20 protein-coding genes are annotated in these 22,145 nt (G+C 40.1%); 2 read left to right on the forward strand and 18 right to left on the reverse strand.

Annotated features, from left to right (window positions below; translation table 11 throughout):
• Window positions 1-146: 146 nt before the first annotated feature.
• The 13 genes from IGL86_RS12925 to IGL86_RS12985 all read right to left on the reverse strand — a co-directional run bounded on the left by IGL86_RS12925 (window position 147) and on the right by IGL86_RS12985 (window position 15,737).
• Entirely contained in the window at window positions 147-5,111 is a 4,965-nt protein-coding gene (locus IGL86_RS12925) for an Ig-like domain-containing protein (RefSeq protein WP_430605620.1), read from the reverse strand.
• A 741-nt stretch (window positions 5,112-5,852) separates the two neighbouring features.
• Window positions 5,853-6,722 (reverse strand): triphosphoribosyl-dephospho-CoA synthase CitG, encoded by an 870-nt coding sequence (gene citG, locus IGL86_RS12930; protein ID WP_016618488.1) that lies wholly within the window; start codon window positions 6,720-6,722, stop codon window positions 5,853-5,855.
• Window positions 6,719-7,903: an NAD(P)-dependent malic enzyme gene (locus IGL86_RS12935; protein ID WP_010707911.1), complete on the reverse strand. Its 1,185-nt coding sequence runs from the start codon at window positions 7,901-7,903 to the stop codon at window positions 6,719-6,721. Before IGL86_RS12935 ends, citG begins: the two co-directional genes overlap by 4 nt.
• 117 nt (window positions 7,904-8,020) lie before the next feature.
• The gene (locus IGL86_RS12940; protein ID WP_002355994.1) at window positions 8,021-9,418 is read right to left on the reverse strand and encodes an oxaloacetate decarboxylase subunit alpha; all 1,398 of its coding nucleotides are present in this window, start codon (window positions 9,416-9,418) and stop codon (window positions 8,021-8,023) included.
• Window positions 9,411-9,947 (reverse strand): citrate lyase holo-[acyl-carrier protein] synthase, encoded by a 537-nt coding sequence (gene citX / locus IGL86_RS12945; protein ID WP_002390266.1) that lies wholly within the window; start codon window positions 9,945-9,947, stop codon window positions 9,411-9,413. The genes IGL86_RS12940 and citX overlap by 8 nt, the downstream gene beginning before the upstream one ends.
• Window positions 9,940-11,472: a citrate lyase subunit alpha gene (gene citF, locus IGL86_RS12950; protein ID WP_002355996.1), complete on the reverse strand. Its 1,533-nt coding sequence runs from the start codon at window positions 11,470-11,472 to the stop codon at window positions 9,940-9,942. The genes citX and citF overlap by 8 nt, the downstream gene beginning before the upstream one ends.
• A 2-nt stretch (window positions 11,473-11,474) precedes the next feature.
• A complete protein-coding gene (gene citE / locus IGL86_RS12955; protein ID WP_002355998.1) occupies window positions 11,475-12,362 on the reverse strand; it encodes a citrate (pro-3S)-lyase subunit beta in 888 nt (295 codons plus the stop codon).
• Complete coding sequence (gene citD / locus IGL86_RS12960; protein ID WP_002355999.1) at window positions 12,350-12,658, reverse strand: citrate lyase acyl carrier protein; 309 nt, start codon at window positions 12,656-12,658, stop codon at window positions 12,350-12,352. Before citD ends, citE begins: the two co-directional genes overlap by 13 nt.
• Window positions 12,659-12,663: 5 nt before the next feature.
• Complete coding sequence (gene citC / locus IGL86_RS12965) at window positions 12,664-13,656, reverse strand: [citrate (pro-3S)-lyase] ligase (protein ID WP_033626112.1); 993 nt, start codon at window positions 13,654-13,656, stop codon at window positions 12,664-12,666.
• Window positions 13,657-13,688: 32 nt separating this feature from the next.
• Window positions 13,689-13,823, reverse strand: coding sequence for an OadG-related small transporter subunit (locus tag IGL86_RS12970; protein ID WP_002356001.1), 135 nt, complete (start codon window positions 13,821-13,823; stop codon window positions 13,689-13,691).
• A gap of 21 nt (window positions 13,824-13,844) precedes the next feature.
• Window positions 13,845-14,960, reverse strand: a complete 1,116-nt coding sequence (locus tag IGL86_RS12975; RefSeq protein ID WP_002383526.1) for a sodium ion-translocating decarboxylase subunit beta — start codon at window positions 14,958-14,960, stop codon at window positions 13,845-13,847.
• Window positions 14,961-14,989: 29 nt separating this feature from the next.
• Window positions 14,990-15,391, reverse strand: a complete 402-nt coding sequence (locus IGL86_RS12980; RefSeq protein ID WP_002363547.1) for an acetyl-CoA carboxylase biotin carboxyl carrier protein subunit — start codon at window positions 15,389-15,391, stop codon at window positions 14,990-14,992.
• A complete protein-coding gene (locus IGL86_RS12985; RefSeq protein ID WP_002356004.1) occupies window positions 15,375-15,737 on the reverse strand; it encodes a hypothetical protein in 363 nt (120 codons plus the stop codon). Before IGL86_RS12985 ends, IGL86_RS12980 begins: the two co-directional genes overlap by 17 nt.
• Before the next feature lie 403 nt (window positions 15,738-16,140).
• Between IGL86_RS12985 and IGL86_RS12990 the strand changes: the two genes are divergently transcribed.
• Together IGL86_RS12990 and IGL86_RS12995 are read left to right on the forward strand one after the other, a co-directional pair.
• Window positions 16,141-17,538: a CitMHS family transporter gene (locus tag IGL86_RS12990; protein ID WP_002410309.1), complete on the forward strand. Its 1,398-nt coding sequence runs from the start codon at window positions 16,141-16,143 to the stop codon at window positions 17,536-17,538.
• A gap of 133 nt (window positions 17,539-17,671) precedes the next feature.
• On the forward strand, window positions 17,672-18,367 hold the full coding sequence (locus IGL86_RS12995) for a GntR family transcriptional regulator (protein WP_002356006.1): 696 nt from the start codon (window positions 17,672-17,674) through the stop codon (window positions 18,365-18,367).
• A 43-nt stretch (window positions 18,368-18,410) separates the two neighbouring features.
• Here IGL86_RS12995 and IGL86_RS13000 read toward each other — a convergent pair whose 3' ends face one another.
• The 5 genes from IGL86_RS13000 to rpmH form a co-directional block, all read right to left on the reverse strand.
• Window positions 18,411-19,133 carry a response regulator transcription factor gene (locus IGL86_RS13000; RefSeq protein ID WP_002363545.1) on the reverse strand — a complete coding sequence of 241 codons (723 nt, stop codon included), beginning with the start codon at window positions 19,131-19,133 and terminating at the stop codon, window positions 18,411-18,413.
• Between the two features lie 177 nt (window positions 19,134-19,310).
• Window positions 19,311-20,087, reverse strand: coding sequence for an RNA-binding cell elongation regulator Jag/EloR (gene jag, locus IGL86_RS13005; RefSeq protein ID WP_002361456.1), 777 nt, complete (start codon window positions 20,085-20,087; stop codon window positions 19,311-19,313).
• 14 nt (window positions 20,088-20,101) lie between these two features.
• Complete coding sequence (locus IGL86_RS13010) at window positions 20,102-20,929, reverse strand: YidC/Oxa1 family membrane protein insertase (RefSeq protein ID WP_002356010.1); 828 nt, start codon at window positions 20,927-20,929, stop codon at window positions 20,102-20,104.
• Window positions 20,929-21,285 carry a ribonuclease P protein component gene (gene rnpA / locus IGL86_RS13015; RefSeq protein ID WP_033625232.1) on the reverse strand — a complete coding sequence of 119 codons (357 nt, stop codon included), beginning with the start codon at window positions 21,283-21,285 and terminating at the stop codon, window positions 20,929-20,931. The genes IGL86_RS13010 and rnpA overlap by 1 nt, the downstream gene beginning before the upstream one ends.
• A gap of 203 nt (window positions 21,286-21,488) precedes the next feature.
• Window positions 21,489-21,623, reverse strand: a complete 135-nt coding sequence (gene rpmH, locus IGL86_RS13020) for a 50S ribosomal protein L34 (RefSeq protein ID WP_002356012.1) — start codon at window positions 21,621-21,623, stop codon at window positions 21,489-21,491.
• Window positions 21,624-22,145 lie beyond the last annotated feature (522 nt).

Below are 22,145 nucleotides of genomic sequence, written 5' to 3' on the forward strand. Positions count from 1 at the left end.
CTTGTTCCTTCGATTTTCTGAAAATAGAATAGCACATTTTATTCTATTTGGCAATTTTTCTTCATTAAATGGAACGAGAAAACGTATCATTGAGTGGGGAATTCTCAACAATACGTTTTCTCATCTATAGGAATTAAAGGAGAGAGCTAGTTTTTACGTTTGCGTTTGATGATTCCCATGCTCGCAAGGAGTGCGACAAAGGCGCCAAACAAACTTGTTGTCACGGCTGAAGACTCTTTTTCACCTGTGCTAGGTAAGAAGCCTGTTTTCCCGTGATTTCCAGTGCCATAACTGATGGTACTTAGTTTAGGGTGGTAGCCACTACCATTTGTACCGATGCCATTGCCTAGTGAACCTAAGCCAGAACCTGTTGTGCCTAAACCAGAACCTCCATTTGGATTTGAACCTGTGTTTGAACCATTCCCATTATTCCCGCCAGTTGCGCCATTGTTTCCTGTATTGCCGCCTGTATTGCCGTTATTTCCGCCAGTGTTACCATTGCCTCCTCCAGGATTCGTTGGGTCGGCTGGTGTCATGAAGGTTGTAGCCGTACTGTAATGTCCTGCGCCATCGGTAGCTGTCGCAAGTAAACTTTGTTGAGCAGTCGCTTGTCCCGCTGTTAATTGGATAGCGAAGTTGCCTTCAGCATCGGTGGCACCTACAGTAATCACACTTCTTAATAGTCGGTTACTAATTTGAATGATTCGGTTTGGTTCAGCTGTTCCTTTGATGAGGTAGCCGGCTTTAGACGTTCCTAAAACTGAAGAAACAGTTGGTGCCGCAATTTTAATTTCTGGTTCTCCCGTAATATCGGCTGGCGTCATAAATGTGGTTTTAGGACTCACATTTCCTTGTGTATCTGTGGTTAGTGCGGTTAACGTTTCTTTTTCTGTTGCTAACCCTGCTGCAATATGAACGGAGAAGGTGCCTCCAGTAGTTGTATTGCCACTTGCCAATAATTGTTCACTGCTATTGTAAAATTGAACCGTGACATTTGGATCAGCAGTTCCAGTGACTGTATAGCCATTGGCTTTGTTTCCTTCAACCTTCGTAATAGTTGGCGCCGCTAAAACAACATCCGCTGGAATAACGGCTGTAGCTGGTTGACTTTCATTGCCAGCGCCATCTTTGCTAATAATCGTAATCGTTTCTCCTGGTGTCACTACGCCAGCTGGTAGAGTCACCGTATATTGGCCGGTTTCGTTAGCAGTGGTAGCAGCAATGATGGTTCCGTCTGCGTCACGGACATCAATAGTGGTTTTTGGCTCCGCCGTTCCAGTGATTTCGTAACCTTTACCAGAATTTCCGGTAATAGAATCAATGGTTGGTGTGGCTAAGTCGGCTGGTGTAGTTGCTGTAGCTGGCTGACTTTCTTTTCCTGTTGCATTTTTCGCTACGACAGTTATTGTTTCGTTAGCTGAGGCCTTCCCTGGCTCTAAAGTCACTGTGTATTTGCCATCAGTTCCAGTAGTTGCCATGCCAAGGACTGTGCCATCGGCATCACGCACCTCAACTGTTGTACCAACTTCTGCTGCTCCTACTACTTGATAGCCTTTTGTCGTGCTACCAGTGATTTTGTCAACAGTAGGTGTCGCGACTGGTGCATCTGGATCAGCAGGTGTTTTGAAAGCAGTCGGATTACTTTCTTTCCCAGCAGCATCTTTCGCAATGGCAGTTAAGGCTTCGTTAGCTGTTGCTGTGCCCGTCGGAAGAGTGATTGTAAAGGCGCCAGCACCATCAGTCGTTCCCGTAGCAATAACTAAACCTGCTTCATTGTGAATCTCAATGGTGACATTTGGCTCTGCCGTGCCGGTTACTTGATACCCAGTGGCAGTTGTTCCTGTAACAGTCGTCACAGTTGGTGCTGCTACGGTTGCATCTTCAGGGACCGTCACTTCCGTTGGTTGACTTTCATTGCCGTCACCGTCTTTTCCAACAACTGTTAATGTATCACCAGGATTAGCGGCTCCCGATGGAAGGTCCACAGTAAAGTTTCCTTGATCATCCGTTGTCGTTGTACCAATAATTGTTCCATCTGGGTTCCGTACTTCAATGGTGGTATTAGGGTCCGCCGTCCCAGTGATTTCATAACCAGTTGTTGAATCTCCAGTAATGTCACCAATTGTTGGTGTGGTAACATCAGCGGGTGTCATAGCTGTAGTTGGTTGACTCTCAAGTCCAGTATCATTTTTAGCAACTACATTCACTGTTTGTTTCGCTGTTGCTTTTCCTGAAGCTAACGTCACAGTATATTGGCCAGTCGGTCCAGTTGTTGCGGTGCCTAAAACTGTTCCGTCTGTTGCACGAACTTCAATGGTGGTGCCAAGTTCAGCGGTACCTGTCACTTGATATCCTTGTGTTGTATTCCCGGTTACTTTGTCGACACTTGGCGGTGCCACTACTTCATCTGCTGGTGTTTGGAAGGTTGTCGGTGTACTTGTATTGCCAGCAGGATCTTTGGCTAACGCTGTCAATGTTTCATTCGCATTTGCCGTCCCAGCTGGAAGGTTCACAGCAAAGGAACCAGTCCCATCGGCAGTCCCTGTTGCAATCACGTTCCCATCTGCATCACGAATTTCGATGGTAGCATTCGGATCAGCGGTGCCTGTCACCTGATAACCAGCAACTGAATTACCTGTTACTCCTGTTACAGTTGGTGCTGTAACCGTGGCATCAGAAGGAACAAGGACTTCAGTCGGTTGACTTTCATTTCCCGCGTTATCCTTTCCAATCACTGTTAACGTATCCCCAGGATTGGTCGTTCCCGTTGGTAGTGTGACAGTAAAATCACCATTCGCATCAGAGGTACCTGTACCAATGACTGCCCCAGCTGGATCACGAACTTCGATTGTTGTGTTAGGGTCTGCTGTTCCTGTAATTTCATAACCCGAACCAGAGTTACCTGTGATGTTATCAACTGTTGGTGCAGTGACATCAGCTGGTGTTGTCGCCGTTGCTGGTTGACTTTCCGTGCCACTAGCGTTTTTCGCTACAACGCTCAGCGTTTGATTTGCTGTTGCTGTTCCTGGAGCTAAAGTCACTGTATATTTTCCATCAGTTCCAGTTGTTGCAGTACCAAGGACCGTGCCAGCTGCATCGCGAACCTCAATGGTGGTGCCAACTTCAGCAGTCCCTTTGACCTCATAGCCTTTTGTTGTACTACCTGTTACAGTCTCAACAATTGGCGTCGCCACGGGCGTATTAGGATCCGCTGGCGTTTGGAACGTTGTTGGCGTACTTTCTGTACCGCTGGCGTTTTTCGCTACGGCGGTTAACGTTTCATTGGCGCCTGCTTCACCTGCGGGAACGGTAACTGTAAATGCCCCTGTCCCATCAGCGGTACCTGTACCTATTACGGTGCCTCCTACATTTCGGATCTCAACCGTGGCATTGGCATCAGCAGTTCCTTTAACCTCGTAACCTGCCGTTGAATTACCTGTCACTCCTGTGATTGTTGGTGCGGTTACGGTTGTCTCATCCGCTGGTGTTTGGAACGTTGTTGGCGTACTTTCTGTACCGCTGGCGTTTTTCGCTACGGCGGTTAACGTTTCATTGGCACCTGCTTCACCTGCGGGAATGGTAACTGTAAACGCTCCTGTCCCATCAGCGGTACCTGTGCCTATTACGGTGCCTCCTGCATTTCGGATTTCAACCGTGGCATTGGCATCGGCAGTTCCTTTAACTTCGTAACCTGCCGTTGAATTACCTGTCACTCCTGTGATTGTTGGTGCGGTTACGGTTGCTTCATCCGCTGGTGTTTGGAACGTTGTTGGCGTACTTTCTGTACCGCTGGCGTTTTTCGCTACGGCGGTTAACGTTTCATTGGCGCCTGCTTCACCTGCGGGAATGGTAACTGTAAATGCCCCTGTCCCATCAGCAGTACCTGTACCTATCACGGCACCTCCTGCATTTCGGATTTCAACCGTGGCATTGGCGTCGGCAGTTCCTTTAACTTCGTAACCTGCTGTTGAATTGCCTGTTACTCCTGTTACGGTAGGTGCGGTTACTTCACTAGTAGTACCTGCAGCAAAATAAATGTTGGATACACCGTCTGCTGTTGCTAATAAATTAACGTCTAAAAGATCTGTTTGAACGACTGTTCCTACAAAACGAGCATCTAAATTATTGGATAAATTTTGAGGTGTTGAAACGGTAGTTGGTAAAGTAACCGTAGTTGCGCCTAGTAAAGAAGCATCCACTAACTCATTCACACCTGAACCACCAACCGCTAATAAAGGCAAAGCACCTGAAACAGCCACGTTTACCGTGCCTTTGACAGGAAGCAAGGCTGCATTTATGGCTGTAGCGACAAGATTACTTGGGATACTGGTTCCTTTTGCCTCCAAAGCTTGAACGGCCGCATTCAAATCTTGTAAGATGTTTGAAACATTTTGGGCTAAAACTAACCCTAAACCATCACTAATCGGTGCACTAATGTATGAGCCGTCAGCTGCTAACGTTTCCGGAGCTGTAAATGAAGCAGCACCTAAGTTTTCAATGTTATTCACTAATTCCAACTGACGATTCACTTCCGTCAGATCAATATCAACACCAGTTAAATTCCCTAACGCTCCACTGGTAATTTGAGTAATGACATTGGTTAAATCATTGGCTGCATTCAAAACGGCAGTCAAAAAAGTAACTTTTGAAAGATCAATCGTAACGTTGGTATTGATTGCTGCGCTGCCTGCTGCAGCTACATTTCCTCTTAACTCAGGAGGAACCACTAACACCGCTTGTTTTTGTCCACTAAACACAGCGGAAGCATCTGCTAAAGCGCCACCAGAAACCGTGAAATTAACTGGTTGATTTTGGTTTGCGGCTGTCCAACGATTACTCGTTGAAGTACCACTGTCATTATTTGACGTAACATTTGATAATAGTTCGATATCCAAGACCGCTGCTGATGCACTGATTGTGCCAGAGGTAACAGCTATACTTACAGGGATTGCTAATGACGTAAATAATAAACCACTTGATATTGCTAAATTAAGCATCTTGCGTTTTGTCCATTTTTTATGCTGACTTTTCCGATTAAAATCCTCAACAATTTTCTTTTTCATCTGATCGTCCCTCTTTTCTTTAAAATAAACGATAAATACCAAGATCATTAGCTTCCCCTAGTTGTTCATCTCCCCCTTTAGCGATTTAAATGGATTTAACACCTGCAGTTTAGTACATTTCCTCAGCTTTTCAAAATATAATGCTGTGAATTTTTATATAAAAATTCATTTGATAACAAGCATCCTAAATATGTTAAAAAACTCACTAATTCATTAGTGAGTTATTATACAATGAGAGGAAAATGAGGAAGTTTATACGTTTCTCCCCAATCATTAAAGATAAATAAATTATTTTATTATAACTTATCGTTTGATAAATCGATAATTAAATAACGGAAAATTTTTTTATTTTTTTGAGAAATTCCACTATTATTTTTTCTGCTTCTTTGACTGTTTTTATCAATTTTATGGCTGTAAGTCATAAAAACTTTACATCAAAAAAATGACTCTAATCTATAACAATTTTTTCTGTTTTTAAGATTTTTTTATGAAATTTTTTATATTAAAAAAATTTCATAAAAAAAAGACGACAGCCGTTTTTGAACGAATGCCGCCTTTTAGATAAACAAAAACCTGATTCTAAAAGAATCAGGTTTAGGAAAAGCAAATCAAGATTCGCTTCAACTGTTTATCATCGTATTTGTATACTCTGATAAGAATGATTTCGTAATAAAATATACTGTGTTTCGTGGTATTTGTCAATCGCTTTCTTGAATTCTCTTGAGACCTTTCCATAGGCATATAAGGTCAAAACAACTGACCAAATCAGCGTTGTAACTATCTTTTTAATTAAGGCGTCAGCCAATTTAATTTCATTAGTTTATCTAAAAACACCACCAAAGTTAAAGCATCTGCACTGCCGCCAATACTCCAATTTTTTTCTTTGAATAAGTGATTCAATCTTTCTAAGCAAAGGGTTCCCCGTAACGTTTGTGTCCCCCCTAAAGCAAAATATTCCTGGATTAACGGTTGATATATTTCAAAAATTTGGACATTTTGACTTCGTTTAATCAAATTCGTATCCTCAACATAGAGCGATAAATAAAGGAGCGTATCAATGAGTTTTTGTTGTTGTGTGCCTTGATGTTTTTGATAATAAGGCACTCCCTGTTCAAATACAGCGGGATACCCTTGTTGCGCCTCACCACGGATTCCAGTCAAGCCATGCTGAACAAATAGTCGTTCACCCCAAGTTAGTTTTTCTAGCTCATTCGTAGCGAGGTTTTCAAAGTCGGCCAGTAAGTCTTGCGTCATTGTTTGAAGCGTTTGTTGAAACAATTGTAAGGTGCAAGGGGTCTCCCAAATCATTAAACGACCACAGATAGCTAAAAAAATACCTAGAGAAAAAATTGCTCCTTTATGTGTATTGATCCCTTCTGTTGCCTCAAACATCGCTCGTTCTGCTTCTAAACCAACTTGTCGAATCGCGCGAAATGTTGCCTCAATCGGCAAATGACGTAGCTCTGTCCCAGCTTGAACGAAGGTTTCAAAATAAGGAGTCAAAACCACACTACTTTCTAAAAAAGTGAAAACATCCATATCTTGATGGGCGCCTGCATCGACTGGATCCACCAAGCCTGGTTTATTTAAACAGGTCACTTCATAGAGTAGTGCCAATTGTGCTTGCTGCGCTAATTTACTCCTTGCTTGCTTTGTCATTGCCTTTTACGTCCCTTCTTCTGTGCCGTGGTCTTTTCTTGTTTTATATAGTCTAGTACAGCATTAAAAACCGTGTCAACTACGCCGCCATCAAATACATTAGGTATGAATTTTTCTGCTGTGGGTTCTGAAATCATAGCGGCCAAGCTTCGTGCTACTGTCATTTGCAAACCGACATCGACTTTTCTGCCTTTCGCTGCCAATAACCCTTTAAAAAGACCTGGAAAAGCTAAAATGTTGTTCACTTGATTCGGATATTTGGAAGAACCAGTTGCTAATAAACGGACGCCATTGGCTTGGGCGAGGGCTGGTTCAATTTCTGGTTTAGGATTTGCTAAAGCAAAGATAATTGGGTCTTGGTTCATTGATTTAATCAGGGCTGGCGTTAGCACATCCGCTTCTGATAAGCCTAAAAAAACGTCCTGATTGACGACAGCGGTGGCTAAATCTTTGTTTTCTACTGATGGTTTTATTACCTGTCGAAGCAAAGCACGTTGGTAAGGATTCAATGTCGGGTCTTCTTCTCTTAAAACACCTTGGCGATCTACTAAGGTAAGATGCGTAATTCCCGCTTGAATACATAACTTAGCGGTCGCTACACCAGAAGCACCAACTCCGTTAATCACCACACGCAATTGATTTAAAGGTTTTCCTTTAATTTTGGCTGCGTTGATTAGCCCAGCTAAAACGACAATGGCTGTGCCTTCTTGGTCATCATGATACACAGGAATGTTCAAACGTTGTTGAAGTTTTTCTTCAATTTCAAAACATTTTGGTGCAGAAATATCTTCTAAATGGATTCCTGCAAAACTATTTTGTAAATTTTCAATTGTTTGAACCATCTCGTCAACTGATTTTTGTTCCAGTGCTAAAGGAATAGCATCGACCCCCGCCAAATTTTTATAAAGTAAAGCTTTGCCTTCAACAATTGGCAAGCCCGCTTGCGTGCCCATATTGCCGAGACCCAGAACAGCTGACCCATCTGTAATAACCGCAATTAACTTACCACTAATGGTCCACTCGCGCGCTAATTCATGATTTTGGGCAATCATTAAACTCAATTCTGCGACACCAGGTGTATACATTTTGGCTAAATCATGATGGTTTAATACCGCTTCTGTTGCTTCAAGACTTAGCACACCAATATTTTTTTGATGAATTGCTAGAACTTCTTCTAACACATTGTCACTTCCTTTCACGGGCTGCCTTTTTTCTATTTGATGAAGCAAGGGTTTGAACAACCGTTATCGTCGCTCAAACCCTTGCTTCTTTATACATTTGCGGAGCACTTGCCCGTTCTATTCTGGCAAGTCAAGTTTGACTGTCACTTTCTGTAACGGTACATCGTAAAAAGGATCTTCACGACGTCCTAAAAAGTCTTTTCCTTGTTGTGGGAACATCGCATATAATAGGACATCCTCTTCAGATTTTGCGTATTGTTGGATTTCCTTTTCTAAACTATGCAACTCTGGTTTCAATAAATCCGCTGGTCGACAAGTAATTACTTCTTCATCCCCAATGATTTTTTGCTTAATCTCTTCTGCGATAGGTGCTGGTGATTTGCCATATTCTCCGCGCACATAATCTTTGATTTCATTCGGTATTAAGGAATATCTTTCCCCAGAAATCACATTCATTAAAGCTTGTGTTCCGACCATTTGTGAAAGCGGCGTAACTAGTGGTGGATACCCTAAATCCGCTCTTACTTTAGGTACTTCAGCTAAAACTTCTTCATATTTGTCTTGTAAACCTTGCTCCGTTAATTGACTTAATAAGTTTGATAACATACCACCAGGCACTTGATAAATCAAGGTTTTCGGTTCCGTATCTTTAACTTTAGGGTTTAAAATGCCTTCACTTCTAAAACGATCACGAATCGGATTGAAATAGTCAGCAATCTCTGTTACTTTTTCCATATTTAAACCTGTTTCAAAGCCTAAATCTTCTAACGCAATGGCTACAGATTCTGTGGCTGGTTGACTCGTACCGCCAGCGAAAGAAGAGATAGCTGTATCGATGATATCCGCACCTGCTTCAGCAACTTTTAAATAGGTCATCTCAGAAATACCACTAGTCGCATGCGTATGCACCTCTAAAGGTAAATCAATGGCATCTTTCATTTTGCTCACTAATTCAAAACCCGTTTGTGGCGTCAAAACGCCTGCCATATCCTTAATACAAATGGAATCCGCTCCTGTTTGACTTAATTCTTTGGCTAATTTTACAAAGTAATCGATGGTATGAATTTCACTCGTGGTATAAGAAATCGCTGCTTGACAGTGTCCGCCAGCTTCTTTTGTTGTTTGAATTGCTGTTTGTAAATTACGGACATCATTCAAGGCATCGAAAATACGAATAATATCAATCCCATTTTCAACTGATTTTTCGACAAAGGCCCGCACCACATCATCAGCGTAATGACGATATCCTAGTAAATTTTGTCCTCGTAATAACATTTGAAGTTTGGTATTTTTAACTTCTTTGCGAATTTGGCGAAGACGTTCCCAAGGATCCTCGTTTAAATAGCGGACACAGGAATCAAACGTTGCCCCGCCCCACATTTCTAATGCATGAAATCCTGCCTCGTCCATTGTTTTAATAATCGGCAGCATATCTGAGGTTGGCATCCGTGTTGCAATTAAACTTTGTTGTCCATCCCGTAGCACCGTTTCTGTAAAACGAATTTTTTTACTCACTTGGCTGCTCCTTTCGTGTCAAAATTATTTCTGTTATTTTTTCTTGCATTGCTTCAAGACTGTGACGTCGATTTCGTCCACAGACTTTCGCCTCTTCTTGGCAAATAAAACAGCGCCGTGGTGGCAAGCCTAAATCTCCTCGATGAAGGCTTTTTAGTTCTTCATTTCCCCATAAAACATCTAGGTCCACTAAACGACCATAAGGATGTGTTTCTTCAATTTTGACCATTCTTTGTTTTAATTCTTGTGGGGCTAACGAAACCGCCAAATAATATTCAGGACCTGTCTTTTCATTCCGGTAAAAATTAACAATCGGTACTTGATCCAGCAATTGTTGCTCGACTTCGTCAATTACTTCTAAAAAAACAGCCGTTAAGGTGGGCGAATTTTTCACTTCTCCAGGAATATTCATTGTGGCAGATAAGAGACTAGCTTCTGGTGCTGTTTCTAACAACTCCTTCTGTGTGGCAGCTCTTTGTTCGCGAGCATCCAACATCTCTAAAAGTGTTACTTTTTCCCCATTAAACATTGCGTACCACATCAATTAGACTACCATCTCGGTATTCAATTAACGCAACGACTTTGTCTCCATATTTAATTGGTTCCGGGGTGCCAACAATGTTGTAGGCTTTGTCTTTCAACTCTTCTAACGTAAACTGAGGAACATCTAAAGTTTTAAAACAATCAATTAAGTCTGTTCTTTTTGGATTGATTGCAATGCCGACTTCTGTTACTACGACATCGACACTCGTACCTGGTGTAACGACTGTATTTACTTGCTCAACAATTGTTGGAATCCGTCCACGAACAAGTGGTGCAATCACTAGACTCATTTTACAAGCCATACTTGTATCGGAATGTCCGCCAGAAGCACCACGGATAACACCATCTGAACCAGTAATGACATTTACATTAAAATCTGTGTCCACTTCTAAAGCAGATAAAATAGCTGTGTCTAATTGATTAATAACCGCCCCTTTGCTAAGCGGTGAAGCATACATATTGGCATCAATTTCATAATGATTGGCATTTTCCCCTAAAGAAATAGCTGATGGATGATCAAAGTCTTGGACGTCAATAATTTTTTCTACTAAGCCTTCTTCCAAAAGTTCCACCATTGCATTCGTAATTCCGCCTAAAGCGAAACTTGCTTTAATACCATCTTTAAGCATTTGTTCTCTCATGAACCGCGTAACTGCTAGTGAAGAGCCACCTGTTCCTGTTTGGAATGAGAAGCCTTCTTTGTAGTAAGGAGAATGTGTAATTATTTTTGCGGCATATTCAGCAATCAATAATTCTTTAGGATTCTTTGTAAAACGTGTTGCGCCTTTGGCAATTCCATCTGGATCACCAATTGCATCAATTTCTACCACATAATCAACATCTGTTTGTGGAATACTGATAGGGGTATTAGGATATGGTACTAATGTGTCAGTAATGATGACCACTTGATCCGCATATTTTGCATCGACCATCGCATATCCAAGAGAACCACAGGTAGCTTTTCCTTTGGTTCCATTCGCATTTCCATAAGCGTCTGAACTTGGTGCACCTAAGAAAGCTACATCAATATGGATATCGCCTGCTGCTACTGCCCGTGCCCGGCCACCATGTGAACGAATCACCACAGGATTTTCCATGATACCTGCTGAAATAGCGGCGCCTACTTTATCTCTCAAACCTGAAGAAGTAATGTTGGTGACTACTCCATTTTTAATGTGTTCGATCAAAGGTTCATGAACATTTGCAATTGAACTAGGTGCAATCGAAATGTTTTTCAGCCCCATGGCGGCAATCTCGGCTAAAACTAAATTCATCACATAGTCTCCTTCACGGAAATGGTGATGGAAAGAGATGGTCATGCCATCTTTTAAACCTGTTTTTTCAATTGCTTCACGAATACTTCCTAAAAGTTTTGTCTCCCGAGGTTTCACTGGTTTAATTGCTCGGCTCGCTTCTTGATAAGCATCAATGTGTGCTAATTCTCCTTCATAAATGCCGTATTGCTCTGCATAAGATTGAGGAATGTCTTTGCCTACTTTATTTACTACCATGTCTATATTTCCTCCTCGGTAATTAATTTAGCCGCCAATGCTAACGCAATGACCCGTTCAGCTCGTTCAACAATTGGTTTATCAACCATTTTTCCATTTACGGAGATAACACCGGAACCTTTTGCTTCGGCTTCCCGAATGCCCCAGATTACTTCCTTAGCATTCTGGATTTCTTTTTCTGTTGGCGCATAAATAGTATTAACTAATGGGATTTGACGAGGGTTAATCACCGATTTCCCATCGAAACCTAGCTGTTTAATCAAACGAACTTCGGCTTCAAAGCCTTCCGTATTGTCTACATCTGAATAGACCGTATCAATAGCTGCAATCCCAGCTGCTCGAGCGGCATGTAAAATCATGCTACGAGCAAAGAATAGTTCTTGGCCATCTGGATGGCGCCGTGTTTTCATATTGGTAACATAGTCTTCGGCGCCTAACGCGATGCCAATCAAGCGAGTTGAACTTTTGGCAATCGCGGGCGCATTTAGAACACCTTCAGCCGATTCGATGGCAGCCATCATTTTCGTTGTTCCTACGGGAATGTCATTTTGCTGTTCTACTTCTGTAATGACTGCCTCGACATCAATGATATCTTGGGCTGTTTCTGTTTTTGGTAAACGAATCACATCGACACCAGCTAAGACCATTGCTTCAATATCTTCTGCGCCACCGGCATCTAAAGCATTGATCCGAACAACAATTTCAATATTGCCATAATCGAAAGTTTTCAAAGCAGAATGGACTAAAACACGGGCAGAGTCTTTTTCTTTTAATGAAACTGCATCTTCTAAATCAAACATGATTGAATCTGCCCCATACAAAGGTGCATCTCTTAGCATTGCTGCGTTCGCTCCAGGGACAAACATCATTGTTCTTCTTAAACGTTCCATGAGTCCAACTCCTTCCAATCATACGTTTCTTTTTCAGCGCCTCGATGTAAAACTGTAATCATCCGAGCTTTGATCGTACAATCTAATGCCCCTTTATCAATCGCCTTGACCGCAACGCCTTGGACATCTAAATGTTCCAAAGTTGTCGTAATCACCTGACGAATTTGATTGCCAAATTGTTTTTCGACACTACTTTCTAATTCAATGGTATTTTCTGTTGATTCAATGGGTTGGACGGTAATCATAATATCACTTGATTCTACTGTCCCTGCAGTAGCATTTTTGATAATCTTCACTTTCTTCACCTCATTAGTTTCTTGTGTTCTACTAAGTATTGATAACTTGTTGCTGGTAAAAACTTCTTGAGTGTCTCTTTGTCGCCTTCAGCCATCGCTTTGCGAACTTTCGTCGCACTAATCAGCTCTCCATCACTCGCTAATCGCGGGACAATGGTTAGCGTTATCGTTTGTCCGAAAACTAGTTGCATTGCTTGATTGTAGACAGCGGTCACTTCTGAATAAGGCTCTTCTCCCACATAACGTTGCTGAATTTCAAGTATTGGCGCAATTCTTTCTTTAAATAACGTTGCATCAAGCGTTGCTTGAATTGCAGCTACCTCTAATGGCGCTTTTTCTTTCAAAAAATAGGTAGGAAAAGTCGCAGACGAAACTAAGTAATCTTCTGTAGATAGGACTGTCACATTGGGTAAATGGGCGACCCCTTTTTGCACCATTGCGAAACGTGCTTCTTTTGAAAATAGCGATTTATCTTCAGATAAAACAAACACATAAACGTGCGGACTTTCTTGGGCTGCTTTTTCGACTAAGTACTGATGGCCTTTCGTAAAAGGATTTGCATTCATGACAATGCTACTGGCTGGCCCTGCTTTTTTATGTTGTGTCAGGTAACCAAGATAATCGGCAAAATCTGGTTTGCCTTGCTCCATAAATAGCACCTCTTGATTCGCAACCACTTTTTGAAAGCCTAGCGACTGAAAAATTTGTTCATTTTTTGGTTTTGTATACAAAAAACTGTGTAATTGGTTTTCTTCTCTCAGTTTTTCAAGTAGATGAACCACCAATTGGGTTAACAAATTTTCAGATTGATATTTTTTACAAACGGCCACGCACTTAATCGTTTTGCCTGAAAGCGAGCCAGAGGCGATTAATGCTGTGTCATCATATATGCCAACGGTGTAATCAAGTGCTTCTGTCGTTTGCAATTCGGCTTTTTCCATTAATTCGCGCCAAGCTTGATAAGCTTTTTTATCTTTTTGCAACCAGATTCTTTTCATTGTATATACGCTGCTCACAGCAATAACCTCCTTTATTTTTTAATTGGAAATAATTTTGTTAGTAATTTAGACGCTAGATAAATGATAAATAAAACAACGAAAACGCCGCCCCAACCAAAACCTAACAGTTCAAAAGCAATTTTTAAATCTTCCATGTTAACAGACATGTATTCGTTCTCCTTTCCGTCCTATGTTAAAAAGGCTAATAGTAAGCCACCAGCAATTACAGAAGCGATTTGTCCTGAAACGTTGGCACCAGCAGCATGCATTAAAATAAAGTTTTGTGGGTCTTCATCTGTAGCCATTTTTTGAATGACCCGACTAGACATTGGGAAAGCGGAAATACCCGCAGCACCAATCATTGGATTGATTTTTTCTTTTCTAAATAAATTCAAGAATTTAGCAAAAAGCACGCCGCCGACTGAGTCCATAATAAAGGCGACTAACCCTAAGCCAATAACCATCAACGTATCGACTTTTAAGAACTCTGCATAGTTCATGCTAACGGAAATAGATAGTCCTAGCAAGATACTAATAATATTGACCAATTCATTTTGAGCTGTAATGGATAAACGATCCAAAACGCCACATTCTCTTAATAAGTTCCCAAACATTAAGAAACCAACTAATGGTAATGACACCGGCGCAATTAACCCTGCGACAATCGTAATAACAACCGGGAAAAGAATTTTCGCTGTTTGAGAAACTTCACCGGCCCGATAAGTCATACGGATCCGACGTTCGGCTTTCGTCGTCACTGCTTTAATCGCTACTGGTTGAATAATCGGAACTAACGCCATGTAGGAGTAAGCGGCAACCATTATGGCCCCCATGTATTTTGAATGTAAGGTATTTGCTACGAAAATAGACGTTGGACCATCAGCGGCACCAATAATCCCAATCGAAGCAGCATCGTTTAAATCAAAACCTAATAAAACAGCCATAATAACTGTAAAGAAAATCCCAAACTGTGCAGCGGCACCAAACATCAACATAAACGGATTTTGTAACAATGGCCCGAAATCAATCATTGCCCCAATCCCAATAAATAATAATAACGGGAATAACTCTGTTTTTATTCCAAAATCAAAAAGAACATTAAACGGACCTGGCTCGCCGCCAGCGCTCAATACGCCGGAATTGGGAAAGTTCACTAAAATCGTTCCTAAACCCATCGGCACTAAAAGTGTTGGTTCATACTCTTTTTTTATTCCTAAATACATTAATAGTCCACCAATCAGCATCATCACAATGCGTCCTGGTTCTTGGCCCATTCCTATAACACCTTGAATCAGTGTCTCCACACAAATCACTTCCTCTTCTTAAATTAATTCTAGTTAATTGTTATTAATGGTTCCCCTGGATTCACAATTTGGCCTTGGGTAACATGAATTCCTGTTACCGTACCTGCTTTTCCTGCAACGATTTCATTTTCCATCTTCATTGCTTCTAAAATTAACAATGGTTGGTTCTCAGACACCGTATCACCAACATTGACTAATACTTTTAACACAGTTCCTGGCATTGGCGCAGGCATTGCATCTGCTCCTGCTGGGGCGGCTGGCTGTGCTGCTGGCGCTGGGGCTTCTTCAACAGCAGGGGCTGGTGTTTCTGTCGTAGCAACTGGCGCTGTTGGTTGTGGCGCAACAGGTGCTGGTTGTGGGACGCCACCGATTTCTTCCATCTCGACTAAATATTCTTTCCCATCAATTGAAATTTTAAATTTGCGTAACATAATGATCCTCCTCAAGGTTTTGTTTTGAAATTCTTTTGACAACTAGCTGAGACTCTTCTGAAAGCTCTGCAGCTATACTGGCTGCAATAATGGCAACTTCTTTTGCTTCTGGATTTCGTTTTGCGATTTTTTTGATAACAAAACGACTTTCTGGAAACTCTCCTGCTGCGATGGCAGTGGCCACAATACTTACCAATTGATATTCTTTTGGCTCAGCAGGAATATATGCTGGTATATCTATCCATCGCTTTTCCAAGTTATCCGCTTCACGTTGGATAACGCTTTCATTAATCTCGGTATCCTGCGTGTGTTGCTCTTTCTTGAATAAGGACTTAAATAGGCCCATATTGTCTCTCCTTTCACTAATTCTTGGTATACGTTCATTATAGAAAAAACCGTTAAAAAACCTAGTGAAAACACTAGCTCAGATTGTTCTTTTATTGTTTATTTTGTGAAAAAAACTCTGTAAACATTGGTATATAAGCATTTATCAGACGTTAAGATTCTATTAATATTATATTAAGTTATTAATAAGAATTTGATTGTTGAATTGTTTTTTTGATGTTCTTTTTGTTTTAGGCTATTTATTCTCTGCGAAAGTTTGTATATTCTCACACTATAGACAAACACAAAAAATATTTTTTGTTGTAAACCAGAATACTGTGAAACATTTCTCATGGCTATTCTTTTTTATTAACACCGGTTGTTAACGCTTACAAAAAAGTTCTAAAAAAGAAAGGAAGAAAAACATGTTACTCACTATTTTAGCTTATGGTATGATTATCATCTTTATGTATGTAATCATGAAAAAGAAATTGTCACCGTTTACATCTTTAGTAATTATTCCTCTTATTTTTACTTTGATTGCAATTGCAACTGGAGTAGCGAGTCCGCCACCTGGTGCTGACGGTGTTGTCCCTGAAGTCAACATTGGGAATTTCGTCTTAGATGGGATTTCAACTACTTCAAAAACTGGTATTATGTTATTATTTGCCATTCTTTACTTCTCTATTATGTTGGATGCTGGTTTGTTTGACCCAATCACTAAAAAAATGATTTACTTTGCTAAAGGCGATCCAATGAAAGTCTTGATGGCTACTGCGGTAGTTGCTGCTGCTGTTTCCTTAAACGGAGATGGAACAACCACGACCTTGATTTGCTGTTCTGCGTTTATTCCCATCTACAAAAAACTTAATATGAAATTGATGAATTTAGGTGTGCTTGTTATCTTACAAAACACCATTATGAACTTATTACCTTGGGGCGGTCCAACAGCTCGTGCCATGGCCGTACTAGAAGTTGATGCCGATATTCTTTCTTATTTAGCACCTGGTATGATTTTATCTGTATTGTATGTTATCTTCTTTGTTGCTTATCGCATGGGGAAAAAAGAACGTGCTCGCTTAGGCGTGACAACGCTTACTGATAAAGAATTGGAAGAAATGACTATTGTTAACGATCCTGAGTTATTAGAAATTCGTCGTCCAAAGAATTTTGCATTCAATGGTATTTTAACGATTATCTTAATCGGTTGGTTAGTCCTAAGTTCATTCGTTGGTCAATTAGGTTTGCCTTCGTGGATTGAAATGCCACCGTTATTATTATTCCTAGTTGGTACTTGTATCGCTTTAATGATCAACTATCCAAAATTAAAAGATCAAAGCAGCCGCATCAGTGCAAATGCTGGTGATGCTGTGCAAGTAGTTATCTTAGTTTTTGCTGCTGGCGTCTTCATGGGCTTATTCCAAGGTTCTGGTATGGCCAATGCCTTAGCAAATAGCTTTGTTAATATTATTCCAAAACAATTAGCCGGCGCTTGGGGCTTAGTGATTGCGTTCATTTCAGCACCAGGAACATTCTTTATTTCAAACGATGGTTTCTATTTCGGTGTCTTACCAGTCCTAGCAGAAGCTGGACGTTCTTATGGATTTGACAATATGTCTATGGCTTTAGCTTCCTTAATGGGGCAAGCGTTCCACTTATTAAGTCCATTAGTGGCATTTATTTACTTGCTATTACGTTTAACTGGTTTAGATATGGGTCAATGGCAAAAAGAATCGGCAAAATATGCCTTAGGAATTTTCGTTATTTTCGTTGTAACAATTGTTGCTTTAGGTCACATGCCTTTATTTATTCCACAAAATTAAACGTCGTCGCTGAAACCGTAGGAGTACCTTTTCTCCTCGGTTTTCTTTTCATTTTGTCTTTTCTTGCGTTATATTTTCATTTTTAATATTATATTTATTATCTATAAAAATAACCTATAGGGAGGTGCCTCATATGAATCCAACGGTTGAAGCAGTAAAACGGAACTTAGATTTAACCAGCAGTAAACCTCTAAAAATTTGTACCTACGAAGCCTTTAAAAAAACCATTATTTTAGGGGATATTCCTGCAGGTGAACGGATTAACGAAAAAGAATTTTCCGAGCAATTAAACATTAGTCGGACGCCCATTCGCTTTGCTTTACAAGAATTGGTCAAAGAACAATTGGTGGAACATATACCTATGGTGGGTATCGTGGTTAAAGGGATCAGTATGAAAGATGCTTATGAAATTTATGATATTCGTAAATCTTTGGACACTTTAGCAACCATTAAAGCCATGGAACTCATGACACCAGAAGATTTTGATGAATTGGAAGCCTTACTTCTCGAAGGAGAACAATACAATAAAAATAACCAAGTAGATGACTTACTACAGAACTTTTCAGATTTTAATTCCTTTATTTATACTAAGAGTCAGATGCTACGTTTAAAAAAAATTGTGACTGATCTCCATGCTTACTTAATCTATTTCAGAGATATTGCGATTCGTGCCTCAGAACGTCGTAGTATTGCCCTAGAAGAACATTGGTTAATTTTCCGCGGAATGAAAACAAAGAATATTGACCAGATCACACTTTTAACCCATGAACATCTAAATCGTTCGCTTCAATTTATTTTGAAAGAAATGGAACGTCGGCAAATTGAATAAGCAAAAAAGACCCGCAGTCGCTCGTGCAACTGCGGGCCTTTTTTCATTTTTTTTGTACGCAACCATCTGGCGTAAAGGTATAACCAATGCCCCAAACGGTCCGAAGGTAACAAGGTTCTTTCGGGTTTTCTTCTAATTTACTTCGTAAACGATTAATAAAAACCATAATCGTATTCGCATCGACATCCCCAGTACCCCAAACACTGCTGTAAATTTGTTCTTTAGAGAATACTTGCTCGGGATTCTCCAGAAAAAATTGAATTAATTGAACTTCTTTCGAAGACAATGAAATAGGTAAATCCTTTTTAAATAGTTGATAACGACCATAATCAAAACGGAAATCGCCTACCTGTAGCTCTTCTTTTTTATAAACATTCAATTGTTTTCGAATCATTCGAGCTCGATTCAACGAAGCAATCACCTGAGCCTTAAAAACATTCAAGGAAAAAGGTTTCGTTATATAACTATCCACGCCCATTTCCAAGGCTGCAATAATATCCTCTTCTTCTTTTTTGCTACTAAAAAAGATAATTGGCACTAGTGGATATTTCTCTCTAATCATTTGGACTAAGTAGTAACCATCGCTGTCATGTTCCAAGTTATCATCTAAAATGAACAAATCAAAGGTAACTCTGGACACGATATCTTTTGTTTTTTCAATTGATTCACTTTGGTAAATAAGAATACCTGTTGATTGTAATGCTTTCCAAATCAAGCGACGAACTGCTGCATCATCATCTACAACCAGTATTTTCTCCGTACGCATACCTGTTGCTCCCCCTACGTCTCTTTACAAAACTTTTTCATTTGAATTTACTACTGGAGTAATTACTGATTATCATAACATAAAAAAAGAAACGAAGATGGCTAAAAAATCATTTAACAAAGAAACGTTAGCAACTATTCAGTCCCTGCTGAGAGTTGCCAACGTTTCTTTGTTTGTTTAAAAATACTTCTTAACTGGTTCAACCACTAAATACCGATAAGGTTCATCCCCTTCAGAATGGGTTTTGATTTGCTCATCTTTACTTAGCGTGTGATGAATTTGTTTTCTTTCAAAAGCCGGCATTGGTTCCAAGAAGACTGGCCGCCCAGTACGTTTGGCTTTTTCCGCGGTGCGTTTCGCTAAACGTTCCAAAATTTCATGACGTTTTTCACGATAATTTCCGACATTCACAACAATCGATAGCTTATTGCTTGCAATGCGGTGAATAAAGACTTGCGCTAAATACTGTAACGCATTTAACACTTTTCCGTGTTTTCCAATTAAGATACCTTGTTTTTCTGTTTCTAAATGGAAGATAATATTGCCATTCTCGCGCGCTATGCGAACCATGGCAGGGGCGTTCAGTTCATTTGAAATATTCGTTAAATACATCGCTAATTCAGTAATAGCAGCTTCGTCTTCCAGATTTTCTAAAGAATGTGTTGATTCCTCTGAGAGACTAGGAATTGCTTCGGTTAATTCCTCAACTGCTTCTTCCACTGCTGTTGCTTCATCGGCAACAACAATATCTTCCACTGTTTCTTCGACCGCTTCTGTGACTTGCTCACTAATCGTTGGTTCCATTGAAATTTGGGCAAGTTTTTTTCCTAGACCTAAAAATCCTTTTTTTCCTTCGTCTAACACATCAATTGTAACATCCTCTTTGGTTAAACCAAGTGCTTGTAAGCCTTTCTGCGTTGCTTCTTCGATTGTATTTCCTTCATAAATCGGCATCTGAACGACCTCCTTTATTTTTTCTTCCCTTTTTTCTTAGGACTTTTTGCTCGTTCAAGCGCTCGCTCCCGTGCTTTGGCTTGACGTGCTGCTTCCTCCCGCTCTTTACGGATTTTGAATGGATTGTTTAATAACAATGTTTGCCCTGTTTGGAAGGCATTTGAGACCACCCAGTAAAGAGATAAACTGCTGGCTAATGAAATCCCCATAAAGAAGATCATCGCTGGCATAACGTAATTCATAATTTTCAGTGAGGCATTTGTTTCTAGTTGGCTCATACTTGAAAGATACGTACTAGCAAACGTAAAGACAGCTGCTAAAATCGGTAAAATTAAATACGGATCCGGCTTATCGAGGCTTAACCACAAGAACGTTCCTTCTTTTAACTCAGGCACGCGTGAAATGGCTTGATACAAAGCCATCATGATTGGTAGTTGAACCAACAGTGGTAAACAGCCAATGTAAGGATTCACATTATTCTCTGCATACAAACGTTGCTGTTCTTCTCGGAATAAGCGTTGTGTTTCAGGATCTTTTGAAGAATATTTTTGTTGCAAGGCCTTTAATTGCGGTTGCAACTCTTGTGTTTTACGCATACTCTTCGTTTGGAAATGCATCAACGGCAATAAAATAATCCGGATGACTAACGTAAATAGGATAATCCCAATTCCGACACTGCCGCCTAATGATAGGAACTTAATCGCTTGGGCAAAATAATAAACAATGTATCGATCCCAAATTCCTGTACTACTTTCACTTACGGGCGCGGTTCCGCAGGCGGATAAAACAAAGACTAAGGTCACTAACCCAGCCATTAATAATAAGCGCTTATACTTCTTCACTACTCAATTCCCTCTCTTACATCTAATATTTTAGCTAAATTTAACACATGTGTTAAATTAGCTTTCACTTCTTCAGACGATAACTTTTCCAATCCTGGACGTGCAATCACGATAAAATCAATTTCTGGAGAGATACGGTCTTTTAATTGAAATAAACTCGCGCGGATTTTCCGCTTCACAGCATTTCTTGTGACCGCGTTTCCAATTTTCTTCCCAACAGAAATCCCCACTCGAAAATGGACTTGTTGTGGTTTCTCTAAAACGTACACCACGAAACGACGATTTGCACAAGATTGTTTTTTATTAAACACCTGTTGAAATTCTTTTTCTTTCTTGACACGGTAGGACTTTTTCATCGGCATCCCTTTGTTTCTATATTTTTTTACTTCTTAATAATAATAGCATATTTCCGCTCTTTTTTAGTAGCCTTTTCTATAGAATCCTGCTTTCTTTTATTGAAAACAGAAAAAGAACCCTTAGTTATCTTCACATCTTCCAAAAAATTATGGAGATAACTAAGGGTTCTTAGAAATTGACTGTTTAAAAGACCAGACCATCATTAAGCAGAAATAACTTTTCTACCTTTACGACGACGGCTTGCTAATACGCGACGGCCATTTTTAGTGCTCATACGTTTACGGAATCCGTGAACTTTTTGGCGTTTACGTTTGTTTGGTTGATACGTTCTTTTCATGCAATTACACCTCCTGAAATTGTAACTATCCATCAATATATAGACATACTTTGATAGTATAACGAGTAATAGGGTCTTTTGTCAATAAAATTTAAGAAATATTTCCTGAGAAAGATTCGTTTCAATTATCCACAAATTAAATTTTCCTGTGAGTAGCTTGTGGATAGTTTTCCACATTTTTTTCTGTTCACAGCCATTTTTCCACTAGTTTTACACAAAAAAACAGCCTGTTAAAAAGTTTTACACAGGTGTTTTTTTAGCTGTTGATAAGTTATTGAAACATGATTGTGTCAAGCTTAATTATTCTCAACTTTTTGTGGATAACTCATTCAACAACCACTTTCTTCCGCAAGTGTCGACACCCTGTGGAAAACTTTTTTCACCCTTGTGTACTTTTTTTCCACATTGAACAATTGCTTGTGGAAAAAGTTTTAAAAAAATGCTAAAATCGACTATGCTCATTCTTTTAAGTTATCCACATTTTTTAGATAACCAAAATTTAAACATATAGGAGGTCACTGT

The organism is Enterococcus sp. DIV0774, assembly GCF_050539095.1.
GTDB classification, from domain to species: Bacteria; Bacillota; Bacilli; order Lactobacillales; family Enterococcaceae; genus Enterococcus; species Enterococcus faecalis.

Bases quoted from the DNA above. Each gene is read 5' to 3' on its own strand.
- IGL86_RS12925 (WP_430605620.1), bottom strand. From the start codon at position 5,111: ATGATCTTGGTATTTATCGTTTATTTTAAAGAAAAGAGGGACGATCAG.
- citG (WP_016618488.1), bottom strand. From the start codon at position 6,722: ATGACAAAGCAAGCAAGGAGTAAATTAGCGCAGCAAGCACAATTGGCA.
- citX (WP_002390266.1), bottom strand. From the start codon at position 9,947: ATGTTTAATGGGGAAAAAGTAACACTTTTAGAGATGTTGGATGCTCGC.
- citF (WP_002355996.1), bottom strand. From the start codon at position 11,472: ATGGTAGTAAATAAAGTAGGCAAAGACATTCCTCAATCTTATGCAGAG.
- citE (WP_002355998.1), bottom strand. From the start codon at position 12,362: ATGGAACGTTTAAGAAGAACAATGATGTTTGTCCCTGGAGCGAACGCA.
- citC (WP_033626112.1), bottom strand. From the start codon at position 13,656: ATGAAAAGAATCTGGTTGCAAAAAGATAAAAAAGCTTATCAAGCTTGG.
- IGL86_RS12970 (WP_002356001.1), bottom strand. From the start codon at position 13,823: ATGTCTGTTAACATGGAAGATTTAAAAATTGCTTTTGAACTGTTAGGT.
- IGL86_RS12980 (WP_002363547.1), bottom strand. From the start codon at position 15,391: ATGTTACGCAAATTTAAAATTTCAATTGATGGGAAAGAATATTTAGTC.
- IGL86_RS12985 (WP_002356004.1), bottom strand. From the start codon at position 15,737: ATGGGCCTATTTAAGTCCTTATTCAAGAAAGAGCAACACACGCAGGAT.
- IGL86_RS12990 (WP_002410309.1), top strand. From the start codon at position 16,141: ATGTTACTCACTATTTTAGCTTATGGTATGATTATCATCTTTATGTAT.
- IGL86_RS12995 (WP_002356006.1), top strand. From the start codon at position 17,672: ATGAATCCAACGGTTGAAGCAGTAAAACGGAACTTAGATTTAACCAGC.
- IGL86_RS13000 (WP_002363545.1), bottom strand. From the start codon at position 19,133: ATGCGTACGGAGAAAATACTGGTTGTAGATGATGATGCAGCAGTTCGT.
- jag (WP_002361456.1), bottom strand. From the start codon at position 20,087: ATGCCGATTTATGAAGGAAATACAATCGAAGAAGCAACGCAGAAAGGC.
- rnpA (WP_033625232.1), bottom strand. From the start codon at position 21,285: ATGAAAAAGTCCTACCGTGTCAAGAAAGAAAAAGAATTTCAACAGGTG.
- rpmH (WP_002356012.1), bottom strand. From the start codon at position 21,623: ATGAAAAGAACGTATCAACCAAACAAACGTAAACGCCAAAAAGTTCAC.